Here is a 17,409-nt window from a genome sequence, read left to right on the forward strand (position 1 = left end):
CGCTGCCGGTGATGTCACGGGCGGGGGAGAGCCGCCTCGATCAGCGCGTTCTGCTCGACCTCGTGCATCTTCGCCGAGCCGACCGCCGGGGCGGCGGCGGCCGGGCGGGAGATGCGGCGCAGCCGGACCTCGGGCAGGTGCTCCAGCAGGTTGAGCGCGACGAACGACCAGGCGCCCTGGTTGGCCGGCTCCTCCTGGACCCAGGCGAAGTCCTCGGCGTTCGGGTACTGCGCCAGCGCGGCTCGGACCTCCTCGACGGGCAGCGGGTAGAGCTGCTCCATCCGGAGGATCGCGGTGTCGGTGACGCCCCGCTCCTGCCGGGCCTGGAACAGGTCGTAGTAGACCTTGCCCGAGCAGAGCAGCACCCGCTTGACCTGCTCCGGCGCCGGAGCCGCGGTGTCGGCCAGCACCGGCTGGAACGTCCCGGTGGTGAAGTCCTCCACCGGCGACACGCAGAGCTTGTGCCGCAGCAGCGACTTCGGCGTGAACACCACCAGCGGCTTGCGCTTGGGCGACAGGGCCTGGCGGCGCAGCAGGTGGAAGTAGTTCGCCGGGGTGGTCGGGATGGCCACCCGCATGTTGTCCTCGGCGCAGAGCTGGAGGAACCGCTCCGGGCGGCCGGAGGTGTGGTCCGGGCCCTGGCCCTCGTGGCCGTGCGGCAGCAGCAGGGTCACCGCGGAGCGCTGGCCCCACTTCACCTCGCCGGAGGAGATGAACTCGTCGATCACCGACTGGGCGCCGTTGACGAAGTCACCGAACTGGGCCTCCCAGGCCACCAGCGCGTTGATGTTCTCCACCGAGTAGCCGTACTCGAAGCCCATGGCCGCGTACTCGGAGAGCAGCGAGTCGTGGACGAAGAAGCGCGACCGCTCGCCGTCGGCGGTGAGCGACTTCAGCGGCAGGTAGTCCTCGCCGGTCTTGGCGTCGACCACCGAGGCGTGCCGCTGGACGAACGTGCCGCGGCGCGAGTCCTGCCCGGCGAGCCGGACGGTGACCCCGTCGTGCAGCAGCGTGCCGAACGCGATGATCTCGGCGAAGCCCCAGTCGATGCCGCCCTCGACGGACATCTTGCGGCGCCGCTCCAGCAGCTGCTGGATCCGCTTGTGCGGGGTGAAGCCCTCCGGCAGGTTGACGTGCGCCTCGCCGATCGCCTTGACCACTGCGGCGTCGGTGGCGGTGTCGACCTGCGGCTCCGGCTCCTCCTCCCGCGCCGGGCGGCTGAGCTGACGCGGGGTGGTCGCGGCGTCCCGGGTGGCCTTGAAGACCCGCTCAAGCTGCCCCTGGTAGTCGCGCAGCAGCTCCTCCGCGTCCTCCACGGTGATGTCGCCGCGCCCGATCAGCTCCTCGGTGTAGAGCTTCCGGACGGACCGCTTCGAGTCGATGATCTTGTACATCTCCGGGTTGGACATCGACGGGTCGTCGCCCTCGTTGTGCCCGCGCCGGCGGTAGCAGACCATGTCGATCACGACGTCCTTGTTGAACGCCTGCCGGTACTCGAACGCGAGCCGGGCCACCCGGACCACGGCCTCCGGGTCGTCGCCGTTCACGTGGAAGATCGGCGCCTGGATCATCCGGGCCACGTCGGTGCTGTAGAGGCTGGACCGGCTGTACTCCGGAGCGGTGGTGAAGCCGACCTGGTTGTTGACGACCACGTGCACGGTGCCGCCGGTGCGGTAGCCGCGCAGCTGGGACAGGTTGAGCGTCTCGGCCACAACGCCCTGGCCGGCGAAGGCGGCGTCACCGTGCACCGCCAGCGGCAGCACGGTGTAGCCCTCCAGCTTGAGGTCGATGCGGTCCTGCTTGGCCCGGACGATGCCCTCCAGCACCGGGTCCACGGCCTCCAGGTGCGACGGGTTCGCCACCACCGACACCTTGACCGCGTGCTCGCCGTCCGGGGTGGTGAACTTGCCGTTCTGGCCGAGGTGGTACTTCACGTCGCCCGAGCCCTGCGTGGACCGCGGGTCGAGGTGCCCCTCGAACTCGGAGAAGATCTTCTCGTACGGCTTGCCGACGATGTTCGCCAGCACGTTGAGCCGGCCGCGGTGGGCCATGCCGATGACGACCTCGTCCAGCCCGGCCTCGGCGGAGCACTCCAGCACCTCGCCGAGCAGCGGGATCAGCGACTCGCCGCCCTCCAGCGAGAAGCGCTTCTGGCCGACGTACTTGGTCTGGAGGAACGTCTCGAACGCCTCGGCGGCGTTGAGCCGGTTCAGCACGTGCTTCTGCTCGTCGGAGCTGGGCTTCTCGTACTTGCGCTCGACCCGCTCCTGGATCCAGCGCCGCTCCTCCGGGTCCTGGATGTGCATGTACTCGATGCCGACCCGGCGGCAGTACGAGTCGCGCAGCACGCCGAGGATCGACCGCAGCTTCATCCGCTGCTGGCCGGCGAAGCCGTTGACCGGGAAGACGCGGTCGAGGTCCCAGAGCGTGAGCCCGTGCTGGAGCACGTCCAGGTCCGGGTGCTTCCGGATCTTGAACTCCAGCGGGTCGGTGTCGGCCATCAGGTGGCCGCGCACCCGGTACGCGTGGATCAGCTCGTGCACCCGAGCGGTCTTGTTGATCTGGCCTTCGCTGTCGACGGCCACGTCGCGCATCCAGCGCACCGGCTCGTACGGGATGCGCAGCGAGGTGAAGATGTCGTCGTAGAAGCCGCGCTCGCCGAGCAGCAGCCCGTGCATGACCTTCAGGAACTCGCCGGACTGCGCGCCCTGGATGATCCGGTGGTCGTACGTGCTGGTCAGCGTGATGACCTTGCTGACCGCGAGCTGGGCCAGGGTGGCCTCGCTCATGCCCTGGTAGGGGGCCGGGTATTCCATCGCCCCGACGCCGATGATGGCGCTCTGCCCCTGCATCAGGCGCGGGATCGAGTGCACCGTGCCGATGCCGCCCGGGTTGGTCAGCGAGATCGTGGTGCCGGAGTAGTCCTCCATGGTCAGCTCGTTGCGGCGGGCGCGCCGGACCACGTCCTCGTACGCCTGCCAGAACTGCCGGAAGTCCATCTGCTCGCAGCCCTTGATGGACGGCACCACCAGGTTGCGCGAGCCGTCCGGCTTGACCAGGTCGATCGCGATGCCCAGGTTGACGTGCTCCGGGCGGACCATCGCCGGCTTGCCGTCGACCTCGGCGAAGGAGTTGTTCATCTCCGGGTGCTCGACGACCGCGCGGACGAGCGCGTACCCGATCAGGTGGGTGAAGCTGACCTTGCCACCGCGACCGCGGGTCAGGTGGTTGTTGATCACGATGCGGTTGTCGACGAGCAGCTTGGCCGGGACGGCGCGCACGCTCGTGGCGGTCGGGACGGCGAGCGACGCGTCCATGTTCTGCACGATCTTGGCGGCGACGCCGCGCAGCGGCGTGGTGCCCGCGGCGCTCGCGGTCGGCGCCTTGGCGGCCGGCTTGGCCGGGGCGGACTTCTTGGCCGGCTCGGGCGCCTTCGCCGCCGGCTTGGCGGCGGGCTTGGCCGGAGCGGGCGCGGCCTTGGGGGCGGCCTTCGGCTCGGCCTTGGCGGGCTGCGCGGTGACGGTCGCCACCGCCTCCTGCTGCTCGGCCGGCTCCGGCTTCGCGGCCGGCTTGGCCTGCCCGTCCGGGCGCGGTGTGGCGGCGCCCGGGGCCGGCCGGTAGTCGGCGAAGAAGTCGTGCCAGGCCGAATCGACGCTCGAGGGGTCGGCGAGGTAGCGCTGGTACATCTCCTCGACGATCCACTCGTTCGGGCCGAAACCCGCCAGTGGGTTCTCCTGCGAAGTCTGCTGGGTCGACACGGCCGCTAATCGCCTCTTTCACGCGGTTGTGAATGTCACGGTGGCCCCCGGTGACCCCCGGTTGCCGACGCTGGGTAAACCGATGCCAAGGCTACGCCGTGCGCTGCGCGCAGGCATTCTCGCCTCCGGCTGGTGGTCCGTTTCACAGAAGATGCCAGAAGTTCGGCAAACGCTGCGTGATCCGCCGACTCCTGCTAGACGAGCGAGACCCCGGCCGATGACGTCCGTCACCGACCGGGGTCCGTCCCCGACGCGAGGTCAGGAGATGTCGCGCTTGCGGATCGTGGCCACGCCGATCGCGCCGGCCACCACCGCGTACCCGATCAGCACCAGGGCGCCGGCCCACTGCGGCGGGTTGCCCGGGATGTCCGTGTCACCGCCGACCATGAGCCCGGAGGCCAGCGACGGGACCAGCAGCTGGAGCTTGTTGATCCAGTCGCCGTACCGCGCCGCGAGAAGGCTGAGGACGATGACCGCGCCGATCGCGCCGCCCAGGTAGAACAGGATGCCGGTCACGGTGGCGCCGATCTGGCTGCGGATCAGCACGCCGAGCCCGACGCCGAGCACCGACCACAGCAGGTACGCCAGGCCGTTGAGCGCGATCGCCCGCCACACGGCGCCGCTGCCGAGCTGCGAGCCGACGTCCACCGAGCTGAGGATCAGCGGCGCGGTGACCAGGTTCAGCACCGTGGTGACGAGCCAGAACAGCAGCGCCAGCACGCCGGCCGCGGCCAGCTTGGCCAGCATCACAGCGGTGCGGTGCGGCGCGGTGAGGAACGTGGTGGTCACCGTCTGGTGGAAGAACTCGCTGGTCACCACCACGATGCCCAGCAGCAGCACGATGAGCAGCCCGAAGAACTGGCCGTTCGTGTAGAGGTTGGCCGCCAGGTTGTCGGCGGCCGAGATGGCCTGCAACTGGTCGGACTGGTCGGCCGGCACCTCGCCGAAGTCCCCGCCTGCCAGCGCCTCGGTCTGCAACCAGTTGAAGAACAGCGTGAGCGCCCACAGCGCCAGGCTGATCAGCCCGAAGATCCACCAGGTGCTGGTGGTACGGATCTTGAGCAGTTCGGATCGGACAAGCGTCATCGGATCTCCGCCTTTCCGGCCGTCAGCTCCAGGAAGACCCCTTCGAGGTCGGGGCGCTCGGTGGTCAGCTCGTGCAGCTCGACCTTGGCGGCCAGCGCGGCGCGGCCCACAGCCGGCGCGTCCACGCCGGTCACCAGCAGCGCGCCGTGCGGGTCGGTGTCGACGACGGCCGACTGCTCGCGCAGCGCCGCGGTCAGTTCGTCGGCCTGCGGGGTGCGCACCCGCACCCGCACGTCGTGCGTCATCGACGCCATCACCTGGTCGACCGGGCCCTGCCGGACCAGCTTGCCGGCCGCGATGATCACCACGTCGTCGGCGAGCAGCTGCATCTCGGAGAGCAGGTGGCTGGAGACCAGCACCGTCCGTCCCTCGGCGGCCAGCCCCTTGAGGAAGCCGCGCATCCAGCGGATGCCCTCCGGGTCCAGGCCGTTGGCCGGCTCGTCCAGGATCAGCACCTGCGGGTTGCCGAGCATCGCGGCGGCGATGCCGAGCCGCTGCTTCATGCCGAGCGAGTAGCCCTTGAACTTGCGCTTGGCGGCGGGCGAGAGCCCGACCAGGGCGAGCGCCTCGTCGGCGCGCTCCTTCGGCAGGCCCGCCGCAGCGCAGATCACCCGCAGGTGGTTGATGCCGGTGCGGCCCTTGTGCGCGCTGGACGCCTCCAGCACCGCGCCGACCGTACGCAGCGGATCGGGCAGGTCGGCGTACCTGCTGCCGCCGATGGTGGCCGTGCCGGCGCTCGGCGTCACCAGGTTGAGCAGCATGCGCAGCGTGGTCGTCTTACCGGCGCCGTTGGGGCCGAGGAAGCCGGTGACCCGGCCCGGCTCGACCGTGAACGACAGGTTGTCCACCGCGCGGACGGTCTTGTATTGCTTGGTCAGGCCGGACACGATGATCTGGCCGGTCCCGGCACTGGGGCGTGGCTGCCCGTCGGACATCATTCTCCTCTCCTGCCCCGGCGGGCTCGTCGCGCGCCGGTGGGGGCGCCGTTGCGGGGGCACCCGGCAACAGCCTTCCAACCCGGCGCAAGGGGGTCAATCAGGCGGGACGCGTACGCGCCGTCCTCCTCAGGGAGGAGATCACCGGGTCGGCAGCGCCACCCAGGTGGCCCGGGCGCGGCCGAGCAGCGCGCCGTCCGAACCGTACAGGCTGGTGTGCACCTCGGCCTTGCGTCCCTCACCGCCGACCGCGAGGCCGGTCACCACGCACTCGTCGCCGGGCCGTGGCAGCGCCGTGACCTGCGCGGCGATCCGCCCCAGCACGTACGGCCGGCCGGGCGCGAGCACCGCCCAGCCACCCGGGCAGTCCAGCGCCGCCCACACAGTCGCGGGCACCACGTCGGCCGGCGCTCGGAACGGCGCGGCGGTCCGCCCGTCCGGCAGCCGCCCGGGGAAGATCCGCAGCCCGTCCGGGTTCGCCGGACCGCAGACGTAGCAGCGGGGGAAGGGGTGGTCGACCAGACCGGGGTACGCCCGCGCGGCGTCGGCCGCCGTCGCCCGGTCCACCGGCGGCACCACCGCGTCGACCGGTTCGACCCGGCGTACCTGGGCGATCAGGTGTCCGTCCGGATCGCGTACCTCGCCGTCGGCGGCGGTCAGCGGCGTGTCCAGCGGCGGCGGCCGGCGCAACGTGACCTCCACCGGGCCCCGATCGTCGATCAGCGCGGCGAAGATCCCGGCGCTCCAGCCGCCGTTGCCGGAGCCGTCCGGCCCCTGGAAGCGGGCCTCGACCAGCATGTGCACCTCCGGTTCCCCTCCGCCGGCGCCGTCGCGGGCGGTCCGCCCGGAAGCCTCGCACACGCCGGTCCCGTCCCGGCCGTCCCGGTTCGCACGCCGCCGCCGACCGGCGTTCACCGGATCGACACCCCTCATCCCGCCCGGTGGCAACCCGGGGCACCTACACAGGAGTCATGGCCGTTCTGCACGCCGCTGGCGCACCGCTCACGACCAGCGGTTACACCCTGCTGATCGCCGACGACCCGACACTGGTCGCGGCCGCGCAACGCCTGCGCCACGAGGTGTTCGCCGGCGAACTCGGCGCCACCCTGCCGACCGCCGCCACCGGGCTCGACACCGACGGGTTCGACGCGTACTGCGACCACCTGGTGGTGCTGCACGAGGGGACCGGGGAGGTCGTCGGCACGTACCGGCTGCTGCCGCCCGGCCGCACCGACCGCCGGTACGCCGACGCCGAGTTCGACCTGGGCCCGCTCGCCCCGCTCCGCGACGACCTGGTCGAGGCGGGCCGCTCCTGCGTCCACCCGGACCACCGCACCGGCGCCGTGATCAACCTCATGTGGGCCGGGATCTGCCGCTACCTGCACCTGCGCGGCGCCCGCTGGCTCGGTGGCTGCGCCTCGGTGCCGGTCGCCGACGGCGGGACCGCCGCCGCGCAGGTGTGGGCCGAGGTCACCGCCCGGCACCTCGCCCCGCCGCTGCTGCGGGTCACCCCGCGCCGGCCCTGGTTCGCCGAGGCGCCCGCCGCCGACCTCGCCGCGCTCACCCCGGCGCGACGCCGGGCGCTCGTGCCGCCGCTGCTGCGCGGCTACCTGCGGCTGGGCGCCTGGGTGGCCGGCGAGCCCGCGTACGACAGGGACTTCGGCTGCGCCGACTTCTACGTGCTGTTCTCGCTGGACCGGATGAACCCGCGCTACCTGCGGCACTTCCTCGGCGAGGCCGGGTCGTGACCGCCGCTGTCCCCGGGCTCGGCGCGGACCCGTGCGCGGGCGCCGACGCGGAGGGCCTGTGGCGGCCCGCCTCGGGCTGCGGGCCGGACTGTCTGCCGCCGCACGCCGCCCCGGACGTGTCGTGGCTGCGCCGTGCCGGGCGGCTGCTCGGCGTACTCGGAATGCTCCTGGCCGGGACGGGTCTGGCCGCGCTGCTGCCGGTGCTGCCCGCCGCCCGGGGCCGGGCCGCGTCGCGGGGCTGGGCGCGGTGGACGCTGCGTACCCTCGGGGTGCGTCTGCTGGTCCGCGGCCGGGCGCCGCGCGGGCGCGCGCTGCTGGTCGCCAACCACGTGTCCTGGCTGGACGTCCTGGCGGTGCTCGCCGTGTCGCCGGCCCGGATGCTGGCGAAGCGCGAGGTCCGGAGCTGGCCGCTGGTGGGTGCCCTGGCCGCCGCGGCGGGCACCGTCTTCGTGGACCGGTCCCGGCCGCGTGACCTGCCGGCCACCGTCGCGCGGGTGGCCGGCGCGCTGCGGTCCGGGCGGTCGGTGGCGGTGTTCCCGGAGGGTACGACCTGGTGCGGCGCCGCGACGGACTGCCGCCCGAGCCGCGGCTTCCGTCCGGCGATGTTCGAGGCCGCCGTGGCGGCGGGTGCGCCGGTGGTGCCGTTGAGCCTCGGCTACCGGTACGCGGGCGACCCGAGCACGCTGCCCGCCTTCCTCGGCGAGGAGACGCTCTGGGCGTCGATGCGCCGGGTGCTCGCCGCCCGGGACCTGACCGTGTCGGTGACGGTGAGCGCCGCGCTGCACCCGGCCGAGGGCGCGGACCGCCGGGCGCTGGCCCGGATCGCCGAGGCCGCGGTCCGCCCGGCCCCGCGTCCCGTGCTCGCGACCCAGCTCGACCTGGCGGCCTGACCGCTCAGCCGTCGGAGACGCGACATAGTCGCGATAGTGTCTTGTTCAGTCGCGATGTATCGCGTTACGCTCCTCGCAACACCTGGCGTGCCGTGGGCCGGTACGCCGACGAGGGGAGCGTGTCATGGCCAGTTGGACGGTCGACAACCCGCAGCGCATCACGCTGGACGAGCCGATCACCCGGCTCGACGCCGAGCTGATCAGCGGCCGGCTGAACGTGGTCGGCGCCGACGGTCCGGCCCGGGTCGACGTGACCCGGATCAGCAGCCGGCCGCTTCTCGTCGAGGTACGCGACGGGCGGCTGACGATCCGGCACAAGCGCAAGCCCGGCCTGCTCGGCATCTTCTCCTGGTTCGGCAACCGGATCCGGGCCGAGGTGTCGGTCGCCGTTCCGCCGGACGTGCTCGCCACCCTGTCGGTGGTCAGCGGCGCGCTCGTCGCCTCCGGGCTGCGCCGGGAGACCCGGGTCGACGTCACCTCCGGGCAGGTCACGCTGCGGGGGCTGCGGGGACGCACCAGCGCGAAGGTCATCTCCGGGCCGGTCGAGGCGCTCGGCATCGGCGGCGACCTGGACCTGGAGACGGTCTCCGGTGAGCTGATCCTCGCCGACAGCGCGCCCGAGCGGGTCCGCGCGCACGCCGTCTCCGGCTCGATCACCTGCGACCTGGACAACCCGCGCGGCAGCGAGATCCGGCTCAGCGCCATCTCCGGCAGCATCACCGTGCGGGTCCGCGAGGACAGCGACCTCACAGTGCACCTGCACACCACCTCCGGCAAGATCACCAGCGGCTTCCCCCAGGTGGACGGCGGTGGGCGCGGGCTGGGCTCGATCAAGGACAGCCACGGTGTGCTCGGTGGGGGTGCGGGTAGGCTCTGGGCCTCCGCGACCTCCGGCAGCATCGCGCTGCTCGCCCGCCCGGTCGCGCCCGCCGACCATGTGGAGGACGTGCCGTGACCGCCGTGTTCAGCCACGGCCGGCTCCGGCTCTACCTGCTGAAGCTGCTCGACGACGGCCCGAAGCACGGCTACGAGCTGATCCGTCTGCTGGAGGAGCGCTTCCTCGGCCTGTACGCGCCCAGCGCCGGCACCATCTACCCGCGCCTGCAACGGCTGGAGGCGGAAGGGCTGGTCACGCACACCGCCGCGGGCGGTCGCAAGGTCTACGAGATCACCGAGGCGGGCCGCGCCGAACTGCGGCAGCGCGCCGACGAGCTGTCGACGCTGGAGAGCGACATCGGCGCCGCCGTCGAGGACCTCTCCGCGCTGGCCGGTGAGATCCGCACCGAGGTACGCGGATCGGTGCGCGACCTGAAGCGGGAGCTGCGCGAGGTGGCCCGGCAGACCCGGCAGACCCGGCAGGGCGGCTGGACGGCGTCCGCGACCACCCGGCCGGCGGGCGACGGGGGATCGGCCCGCCCGGAGGAGTCGCCGCTGCTCGCCGACTTCGACCAGCGGCTCGCCGCGTTCACCGTCGAGGTCGGGGCGCTGGTCCGGGCCCGGCGGCTCAGCGACAACCAGCTCCGTACCGCGATCCGGCTGCTCGACGGTGCGCTGGAAGGGCTGCGGCGGCTGCTCCGCTGATCTCACAGGTTGTTTCCAGGGAGCACCCAGCGCGGCCGCAGCCGGAGCACGGATGATGGGTGCCATGGCGGCTACCCAGACCGAGGCCCGGCTTCTCGTCGTCGAGGACGATCCCAACATCCTCGAACTGCTCTCCGCGAGCCTGCGCTTCGCGGGCTTCGACGTGGCCACCGCGACCAGCGGCAGCGCCGCACTCAACGCCGCCAAGGACCACCGGCCCGACCTGGTGGTGCTCGACGTGATGCTGCCCGACCTGGACGGCTTCGAGGTCATCCGGATGCTGCGCGAGGGCGGTACGCGTACCCCTGTGGTGTTCCTGACCGCGCGTGACGCCACCGACGACAAGATCCGCGGGCTCACCCTGGGCGGCGACGACTACGTCACCAAGCCGTTCAGCCTGGAGGAGCTGACCGCCCGTATCCGGGCCGTGCTGCGGCGTACCGCGACCGGTGAGCAGGCTCCGTCCCGCCTCACCTTCGCCGACCTGGAGCTGGACGAGGAGACCCACGAGGTGCACCGGGCCGGCCAGCGGGTGCAGCTGTCGCCGACCGAGTTCAAGCTGCTGCGCTACCTGATGCTCAACGCCAACCGGGTGCTCAGCAAGGCGCAGATCCTCGACCACGTCTGGAACTACGACTTCCGCGGTGACGACAACATCGTCGAGTCCTACATCTCGTACCTGCGGCGCAAGGTCGACAACACCCAGCCCCGGCTGATCCACACGCTCAGGGGAGTGGGATACGTGCTCCGCAAGCCGGCGGCGTGAACGTCGTCCACGACGCGAAGGGCAGGCTGCGCAGCGTCCCGCTCCGGCTGAAGCTCGTCGCCGCGGTCCTCGCGCTCGTGGCTGTGGCGCTGGTGGTGATCAGCGGCCTGACGGCGTTCCTGCTGCGGAACTATCTGATCGGGCAGGCGGACGACCAGCTCCGCGGCGGCGCGTACACGGTGGCCAACACGCTCGACAAGGCCGGCGGCGGCGGGATCAAGATCACCATTCCGTCGGACTACGTGGCGTCCGTCATGGCGCCCGGTGAGCTGCCGGAGGAGCCGACGCGCTACGAGGGCCTGCGCGAAGAGGAACTGCCCCGGTTCCCCGCCGACTACGCGGGCTACCAGGAGCGGGTGGGCGACCCGTTCACCGTGCGCTCCGAGGACGGCCGCAGCCGGTGGCGGATGCTCTACACCGCCCTGCCCGACGGGCGGATCATCGCGCTCGGGCAGCACCTCACCGGCGTAGACTCCGCGGTCGGCCGGCTGGTCTGGATAGACCTCCTGGTCGGCGGCGCGGTGCTGATCTCGCTGGCGTCGGTGGGCGCCGGGATCGTCCGTACCAGCCTGAAGCCGCTGGTGGAGATAGAGCGTACGGCGGCTGCCATCGCCGGCGGCGACCTGACCCGGCGGGTGCCCGACCCGGAGATGGGGCGGCCGTGCCCCACCTCGGAGCTGGGCCGCCTGTCCCGGGCACTGAACGCCATGCTCGCGCAGATCGAGGCCGCGTTCACCGCGCGGGCCGCCTCCGAGGCGGCGGCGCGCAGCGCCGAGATGGGCGCGCGGGACGCCGCCGCGTACGCGCAGGCGTCGGAGGCGCGGGCCCGCCGGTCCGAGGAGCGGATGCGGCAGTTCATCGCCGACGCCTCGCACGAGCTGCGCACGCCGCTGACCACCATCCGGGGCTTCGCCGAGCTGTACCGCCAGGGCGCGGCGCGGGCGCCGGAGCAGACCGCCGACCTGCTGCGCCGCATCGAGGACGAGGCGTCCCGGATGGGTCTGCTGGTGGAGGACCTGCTGCTGCTGGCGCGGATGGACCGGGAACGGCCGATCGCGCTGGCCCCGGTCGAGCTGCCGGTGCTGGCTTCCGACGCGGTCGAGGCGGCCCGGGTGGTCGCCCCGGACCGGCGGATCGAGCTGGAGCGGGAACCGGGCGCCGGGCCGCTGGTGGTGCTCGGCGACGACGCGCGCCTGCGCCAGGTGATCGGCAACCTGATGACGAACGCGCTCACCCACACGCCGCCGGACACCTCGGTGACGCTGCGGCTGCGGGCCGAGGCGGGCAACCTCGCCGTGGTGGAGGTGGCGGACACCGGTCCCGGCCTCACCCCGGAGCAGGCCGAACGGGTCTTCGAGCGGTTCTACCGGGTGGACGCCGCCCGTACCCGCCGGGCCGGCGGGCCGATCAGCACCGGCCTCGGCCTGGCCATCGTGGCCGCGCTCGTCGCCGCGCACCACGGCACCGTCGAGGTGGCGGAGACACCGGGCGGAGGGGCGACCTTCCGGGTGAAGCTGCCGCTGCTGCCCGAGGAGCCCGAGCCCGGCGAGTGACATTCAGAAAACTTCCAGGCGGATTACAGGCTGGTGACAGTGCTACGGGGAAAGCTGATGGCATGACCGACCACGAGACCGATCCGCAGCGGTCGCCGGCCCCCGCCGACGCCGAGCCGTCGCACCACACCGCCGAGCTGCCCCGCCTCGAGAGCGGGACGTCGGACTCCTCCAGCACCCCGGCCGCGGCGTCGGTTCCGGCCGACTCCCCGGCCGCCGGAACCAGCACGCCCGCCGGGCACACGAACCCGGCGGAGAGCGCCGGAAACACCGCGCCCGCCGGGCCGTACCCGCCGCAGCCGGCGACGCCGTCCGCGCCGCCGTACCCGGCCTCGGGGCAGCCGCACCCCTGGTACGGGCAGCAGCACCAGCAGGGCGGCTGGAACCAGCAGACCGCCGCGGGCTACCCGTCCACGCAGCACGGTGGGCCGGTGCCGTCGTACCAGGCACAGCCGTACCAGACGCAGCAGGGATACCAGTCGTACCAGCCCGGGCAGCCGATGCCGCAGTGGGGCCCGCAGCAGCCGGCACGCCCCAGCCGGGCCGGGAAGTTCGTCGGCGCGGGCGCGCTGGCGCTGGTCCTGATGCTCGGCTCCGGCGCGGCCGGTGGCGCGCTCGCCCTCGCGCTCGACGGGGACGGCCCCACCCGCACCTACTCCGCCGCGCCGGTGATCAACAGCGCCGACCTGCCCAAGATCGCGGCCTCCGTCCAGGACAGCATCGTCACGATCATGACGAACAGCGGTGAGGGCTCCGGGGTGATCCTCAGCGCCGACGGGTTCGTGCTCACCAACAACCACGTCGTCGCCGGCGCCGGCGGCGACACCGTGCGGGTGGTCTTCGCCGACGGCAAGAGCGCCTCCGCGAAGATCGTCGGCACCGACCCGAAGACCGACCTCGCTGTGGTCCAGGCCAGTGGCGTCAGCAACCTGAAGGCGGCCAAGTTCGGCGACAGCGACGCCATGCAGGTCGGTGACCAGGTGCTCGCCCTGGGCAGCCCGCTCGGCCTCCAGGGCTCGGTCACCGCCGGCATCCTCAGCGCCCGCGACCGCACCATCCAGGCGGGGGAGGGCGGCCAGCAGAACCCGCAGCAGGGCGCCAGCTCGATCTCCGGCCTGCTCCAGACCGACGCCCCGATCAACCCGGGCAACTCCGGCGGCGCGCTCGTCAACACCCGGGGCGAGGTGATCGGCATCAACACCGCCATCGCCACCGCCGGGCAGGGCAGCACCGGAAACATCGGCGTGGGCTTCGCCATCCCGAGCAACAAGGCCAAGAACGTGGCCGAGAAGCTCCAGCGCGGCGAGAAGATCAGCCACCCCTCGCTCGGGGTGAGCGTGAACGGCGCCGAGGACGGCGGCGCGCTGGTCGCCGCGGTCACGCCCGGCAGCCCCGCCGAGAAGGCCGGGATCCAGCGCGGCGACGTGATCACCAAGTTCGGCGACAAGGTGATCAACGACTCGAACGACCTGGTCGGCGCCGTGCAGGCCGGCAAGGTCGGCGACCGGGTCGAGGTGCAGTACAAGCGAAACGGATCCACCGAGAACGCAACCGTGACGCTCGCCGAGACGTCATAGTCCCGAGGACCTGCCTCCCTCCCGGGCGGCGGGTGACGGAGCCAAGGGGGTTGGCTCCGTCACCCGCCGCCCCTCCTCGCTTCTCACCCGGTACGGGTGAGCGCGCCTCACCCGTACCGGCGGGAGGGTCGGGGCATGACCACCACGTCCGCCGTGCGTACCGACCAGCAGATCCAGCGCGACGTCCTCGCCGAACTGGACTGGGACGCGCAGACCCGGGCCACCGAGGTCGGCGTGACAGTCGCGCGGGGCGTCGTGACGCTCACCGGCCAGGTGGACAGCTACGCCCGGCGGTGGGCCGTCGAGCGCTGCGCCCACCGGGTACGCGGCGTACGGGCGGTCGCCAGTGATCTGGCGGTCGACCTGCCCGCCACGGACCGGCGTACCGACGCCGACATCGCGATCGCTGCGAGCCGGGCGCTGGAGTGGGACAGCTTCGTGCCCGCCGAGCGGCTGGACGTGACCGTCGCCGACGGCTGGATCATGCTGCGCGGCGAGGTCGAGTTCGGCTTCCAGCGCCGTACCGCCGAACGGGAACTGCGCCGGCTGCGCGGCGTACGCGGGGTGACGAACCTGGTCGAGGTGCGGCCGCCGACCCCGCCGAGTGACGAGCAGAAGCGGATCGACCTGCGCCGCCTGCTGCTGCGGCGTACCGGGACCGAGCGGATCGACGCCCGGGTCGACGGCGACACGGTGGTGCTCGACGGAGTGGTGAGCGCCTGGTGGCAGCGGGAGGACGCGGAACGGGCCGCCTGGGCGCTGCCCGGCGTACGGGAGGTGCACGTCGCGATCGTGGTGTCCGGCTGACCGCCCGTCGTTTACCGCGGGCCGGGCCGGGAACCCGCGCGCAGCGGGGTACGCCGGGGACCGACGGGGAGGACTCGTGGCCGTGAACCAGCAGTCCTCGGAGCGCGCGTGGGCCGGGCCGTTGCGGATCGCCATGGTGGTGCCGCCGTGGCTGTCGGTGCCGCCGCCCGGCTACGGCGGGCTGGAGACAGTGGTGGCGGGGCTCGTCGACGCGCTCGTCGACAGGGGGCACCGCGTCACGCTGTTCGGCGCCGGGACCGAGCACGGCACCGCCGCCGACTTCGTCTCCACCTGCGACGACCTCCAGTACGAGCGGATGGGCGAGTCGCTGCCCGAACTGGCGCACCTGGCCCACGTGGACCGCCTGGTCGACCCGGCCGACTTCGACCTGATCCACGACCACACCACGATCGGCCCGATGGTGGCGGGCCGCCGCCGCGTGCCCACTGTGGCCACCGTGCACGGCAACCCGGTCGGCGAGTACGGCACTGTGCTCGGCAACACCGACCGGGGTGTGGGCCTGATCGCGATCTCGCACGCCCAGCGCCGGGCCAACCCGGGGTTGCCCTGGGCGGGCACCGTGCACAACGCGATGCCGCTGCGGGACATCCCCCGCAAGCGCAGCCCGGGCGCGGGCCCGGTGCTCTGGCTGGCCCGGTTCAGCCCGGACAAGGGCCCGGACGTGGCGATCGCGGCCTGCCGGGCGGCCGGGCTGCCGCTCACGCTCGCGGGCAAGTGCAACGAGCCCGCTGAGCGCCGCTACCTGGAGCAGGTGGTCCGGCCGCTGCTCGGCGACGACGTGACGCCCGTGGTGAACGCGGATCGGGTGACCGCGCTGCGGCTGCTGCTGGACGCCCGCTGCCTGATCATGCCGATCCAGTGGGCGGAGCCGTTCGGCATGGTGATGGTGGAGGCGATGGCGACGGGTACGCCGGTGGTGGCGCTGGGCCGGGGCGCGGTGCCGGAACTGGTCCGCGACGGGGTGACCGGTTTCGTCTGCGACCACCCGGGCGAGCTGCCGGCGGCGTTGCGGGCGGCGGCGGACCTGGACCCGGCGGACTGCGTGGCGCACGTGGCGGAGAACTTCTCGGTGGAGCGGATGGCCGCCGACTACGAGGCGGTCTACCGGGGCTTCCTGGCCGCGCGGGCGCCCGCACGGGCACAGCGGGCGGTCACGCCGGTCGTGGCCGGCTGACCCGTCAGGTCTGCCCGGCCACGAGTTCCGCCGCGGCGGCGTCGAGTCGCCGCGCGTACCCGGGGCTGATGCTGCCCTCGCGGCGACGCTCGTCGATCTTGCCACGGAGCCGGTCCACGGCGGCTGTCACCTCGCCCTCGCCGTTCGCGGCGACCGCGTTGCGCAGCAGGTTGCGCAGGTCCACCCCGACGTCCTCGCGGATCTGGCCCTCGGTCAGCCCGGCCTCGATCAGCCCGTCCACCCGTTCGGCGGCGTCGGCCTGACCGGCGGCCGGCGGGCGCACGCCGCCGGTCGACGGCAGAGTGGTCGGCCCGGCCGGCGGCGTGGTGGCCGGCTCCTCGGTCACCGGCGGTTCGGCGGGCGACGGCTGCACCGGCCCGGCGGTCGGCAGCACCCGGGGGCCGGCGGGCCGGTCCGGCGTCAGCGCGGACGCCAGCAGCGCCGCCGCGGCGACCACAGTCACGCCGACTGCGGCCAGCGTGAGGGTCCGCCGCCGGCCCGGAACCGGCTGCGCGGCGGGATCCTGCCCCGGCTCCGGGATCGGCTGCGCCGCGGGGGCCTGGCCCGGGGCCGGCGGCCCCGCCGGTTCCGGGCCGGCCGGCGGCGGGGAGGTCAGCGCGGGCAGCGTCATGGTCGGCGCCAGCATGGTGGCCGCCTGCGGGTCGGCGGGCAGCATCTGGTCGCGCAGCACGGCGGCCACCCGGTGCGCGGTGGGCCGGTGACGCGGGTCGCGGGCCAGGCAGCGCAGGCAGATGTCAGCGACCGGCCCGGGCAGGCCCGGTACGTCGTCCAGTGTGGGCTCCGGACAGTCCGCGAGCGCCGCGCTCAGTTGTTCCCAGGTCTCCGCCGGGTACGGGGGGTGCCCGGTCAGCGTCTCGAACAGCAGCACGCCGAGCGAGTACACGTCGGTGGCCGGCTGGGCGGGCGCGCCGTCGAGCCGTTCCGGGGCCACGTACGCCGGGGTGCCGAACGTGCCGCCGTCCTCGTCGTCGTCCGGCGTGCCGATCCGGGTGGCGATGCCGAAGTCGAGCACCTTCGCGCCGGTGCCGGTCATCATCACGTTGGCCGGGGTCACGTCGCGGTGCACGATGCCGAGCCGGTGCGCCGCGGCCAGCGCCTCGGCCACCTGCGCGCCCGTCTCCACCGCCGCCGGCCAGGGCAGCGGCCCCTGGGTCAGCAGGTGTTCCAGCTCCTCGCCGCTGAGCAATTCCATCACCACGAACGAGGTGATGGAGCCGTCCGGGGCAACCGTCTCGCCGTAGTCGTGCACGGCTGTGACGTGCGGATGGTCGAGCTGGGCGGCCGAGCGGGCCTCCTCGCGCACCATGTCGCGGAACCGCGCGTCGGCGGCGAGCGAGGGGGCGAGCACCTTCACCGCCACCACCCGGTCGAGCACCTCGTCGCGGGCACGCCAGATCACCGACATGCCACCGGCACCGATCCGGTCGATGAGCCGGTACCGCCGGGCCAGCAGACGGCCGGCCTGGAGTGTCGCCATCAGCTCGCACCTGCC

General features: G+C 73.2%; 14 protein-coding genes. 9 read left to right on the forward strand and 5 right to left on the reverse strand.

The window, feature by feature from the left end; translation table 11 throughout:
• Positions 1 to 14: 14 nt before the first annotated feature.
• From ML5_RS15285 to ML5_RS15300, 4 genes are all read right to left on the reverse strand, one after another.
• A complete protein-coding gene (locus ML5_RS15285; protein ID WP_013475286.1) occupies positions 15 to 3,758 on the reverse strand; it encodes a multifunctional oxoglutarate decarboxylase/oxoglutarate dehydrogenase thiamine pyrophosphate-binding subunit/dihydrolipoyllysine-residue succinyltransferase subunit in 3,744 nt (1,247 codons plus the stop codon).
• 258 nt (positions 3,759 to 4,016) lie between these two features.
• On the reverse strand, positions 4,017 to 4,844 hold the full coding sequence (locus ML5_RS15290; RefSeq protein WP_013288339.1) for an ABC transporter permease: 828 nt from the start codon (positions 4,842 to 4,844) through the stop codon (positions 4,017 to 4,019).
• Positions 4,841 to 5,782: an ATP-binding cassette domain-containing protein gene (locus ML5_RS15295; protein ID WP_013475287.1), complete on the reverse strand. Its 942-nt coding sequence runs from the start codon at positions 5,780 to 5,782 to the stop codon at positions 4,841 to 4,843. Before ML5_RS15295 ends, ML5_RS15290 begins: the two co-directional genes overlap by 4 nt.
• A 138-nt stretch (positions 5,783 to 5,920) precedes the next feature.
• Positions 5,921 to 6,577: a hypothetical protein gene (locus ML5_RS15300; RefSeq protein WP_013288337.1), complete on the reverse strand. Its 657-nt coding sequence runs from the start codon at positions 6,575 to 6,577 to the stop codon at positions 5,921 to 5,923.
• A gap of 173 nt (positions 6,578 to 6,750) precedes the next feature.
• On the opposite strand from ML5_RS15300, the gene ML5_RS15305 reads away from it, so the two are divergent.
• From ML5_RS15305 to ML5_RS15345, 9 genes are all read left to right on the forward strand, one after another.
• The gene (locus ML5_RS15305) at positions 6,751 to 7,527 is read left to right on the forward strand and encodes a GNAT family N-acetyltransferase (protein ID WP_013475288.1); all 777 of its coding nucleotides are present in this window, start codon (positions 6,751 to 6,753) and stop codon (positions 7,525 to 7,527) included.
• Positions 7,524 to 8,417, forward strand: coding sequence for a 1-acyl-sn-glycerol-3-phosphate acyltransferase (locus ML5_RS15310; RefSeq protein WP_013475289.1), 894 nt, complete (start codon positions 7,524 to 7,526; stop codon positions 8,415 to 8,417). The genes ML5_RS15305 and ML5_RS15310 overlap by 4 nt, the downstream gene beginning before the upstream one ends.
• Before the next feature lie 124 nt (positions 8,418 to 8,541).
• Entirely contained in the window at positions 8,542 to 9,372 is an 831-nt protein-coding gene (locus tag ML5_RS15315; RefSeq protein WP_013475290.1) for a DUF4097 family beta strand repeat-containing protein, read from the forward strand.
• The gene (locus ML5_RS15320; protein ID WP_013475291.1) at positions 9,369 to 9,998 is read left to right on the forward strand and encodes a PadR family transcriptional regulator; all 630 of its coding nucleotides are present in this window, start codon (positions 9,369 to 9,371) and stop codon (positions 9,996 to 9,998) included. The genes ML5_RS15315 and ML5_RS15320 overlap by 4 nt, the downstream gene beginning before the upstream one ends.
• A 64-nt stretch (positions 9,999 to 10,062) precedes the next feature.
• Positions 10,063 to 10,764: a response regulator transcription factor gene (locus ML5_RS15325; RefSeq protein ID WP_030271847.1), complete on the forward strand. Its 702-nt coding sequence runs from the start codon at positions 10,063 to 10,065 to the stop codon at positions 10,762 to 10,764.
• On the forward strand, positions 10,761 to 12,317 hold the full coding sequence (locus ML5_RS15330) for a cell wall metabolism sensor histidine kinase WalK (RefSeq protein WP_013475292.1): 1,557 nt from the start codon (positions 10,761 to 10,763) through the stop codon (positions 12,315 to 12,317). Before ML5_RS15325 ends, ML5_RS15330 begins: the two co-directional genes overlap by 4 nt.
• Positions 12,318 to 12,379: 62 nt before the next feature.
• Positions 12,380 to 13,894, forward strand: coding sequence for a S1C family serine protease (locus ML5_RS15335; protein ID WP_013288330.1), 1,515 nt, complete (start codon positions 12,380 to 12,382; stop codon positions 13,892 to 13,894).
• A gap of 135 nt (positions 13,895 to 14,029) precedes the next feature.
• Positions 14,030 to 14,701, forward strand: a complete 672-nt coding sequence (locus ML5_RS15340; protein WP_013288329.1) for a BON domain-containing protein — start codon at positions 14,030 to 14,032, stop codon at positions 14,699 to 14,701.
• An 82-nt stretch (positions 14,702 to 14,783) separates the two neighbouring features.
• Positions 14,784 to 15,896, forward strand: coding sequence for a glycosyltransferase family 4 protein (locus ML5_RS15345; protein WP_369752277.1), 1,113 nt, complete (start codon positions 14,784 to 14,786; stop codon positions 15,894 to 15,896).
• Positions 15,897 to 15,900: 4 nt separating this feature from the next.
• Here the strand turns inward: ML5_RS15345 and ML5_RS15350 are convergent, their stop codons facing one another.
• A complete protein-coding gene (locus ML5_RS15350) occupies positions 15,901 to 17,394 on the reverse strand; it encodes a serine/threonine-protein kinase (protein WP_013475294.1) in 1,494 nt (497 codons plus the stop codon).
• Between the last annotated feature and the right edge of the window lie 15 nt (positions 17,395 to 17,409).

The organism is Micromonospora sp. L5, assembly GCF_000177655.2.
GTDB classification, from domain to species: domain Bacteria; phylum Actinomycetota; class Actinomycetes; order Mycobacteriales; family Micromonosporaceae; genus Micromonospora; species Micromonospora aurantiaca.

Excerpts from the sequence above, each read along its gene's own strand:
- ML5_RS15340 (WP_013288329.1), top strand. The coding sequence starts at position 14,030 with ATGACCACCACGTCCGCCGTGCGTACCGACCAGCAGATCCAGCGCGAC.
- ML5_RS15295 (WP_013475287.1), bottom strand. The coding sequence starts at position 5,782 with ATGATGTCCGACGGGCAGCCACGCCCCAGTGCCGGGACCGGCCAGATC.
- ML5_RS15350 (WP_013475294.1), bottom strand. The coding sequence starts at position 17,394 with ATGGCGACACTCCAGGCCGGCCGTCTGCTGGCCCGGCGGTACCGGCTC.
- ML5_RS15315 (WP_013475290.1), top strand. The coding sequence starts at position 8,542 with ATGGCCAGTTGGACGGTCGACAACCCGCAGCGCATCACGCTGGACGAG.
- ML5_RS15290 (WP_013288339.1), bottom strand. The coding sequence starts at position 4,844 with ATGACGCTTGTCCGATCCGAACTGCTCAAGATCCGTACCACCAGCACC.
- ML5_RS15325 (WP_030271847.1), top strand. The coding sequence starts at position 10,063 with ATGGCGGCTACCCAGACCGAGGCCCGGCTTCTCGTCGTCGAGGACGAT.
- ML5_RS15305 (WP_013475288.1), top strand. The coding sequence starts at position 6,751 with ATGGCCGTTCTGCACGCCGCTGGCGCACCGCTCACGACCAGCGGTTAC.
- ML5_RS15300 (WP_013288337.1), bottom strand. The coding sequence starts at position 6,577 with ATGCTGGTCGAGGCCCGCTTCCAGGGGCCGGACGGCTCCGGCAACGGC.
- ML5_RS15335 (WP_013288330.1), top strand. The coding sequence starts at position 12,380 with ATGACCGACCACGAGACCGATCCGCAGCGGTCGCCGGCCCCCGCCGAC.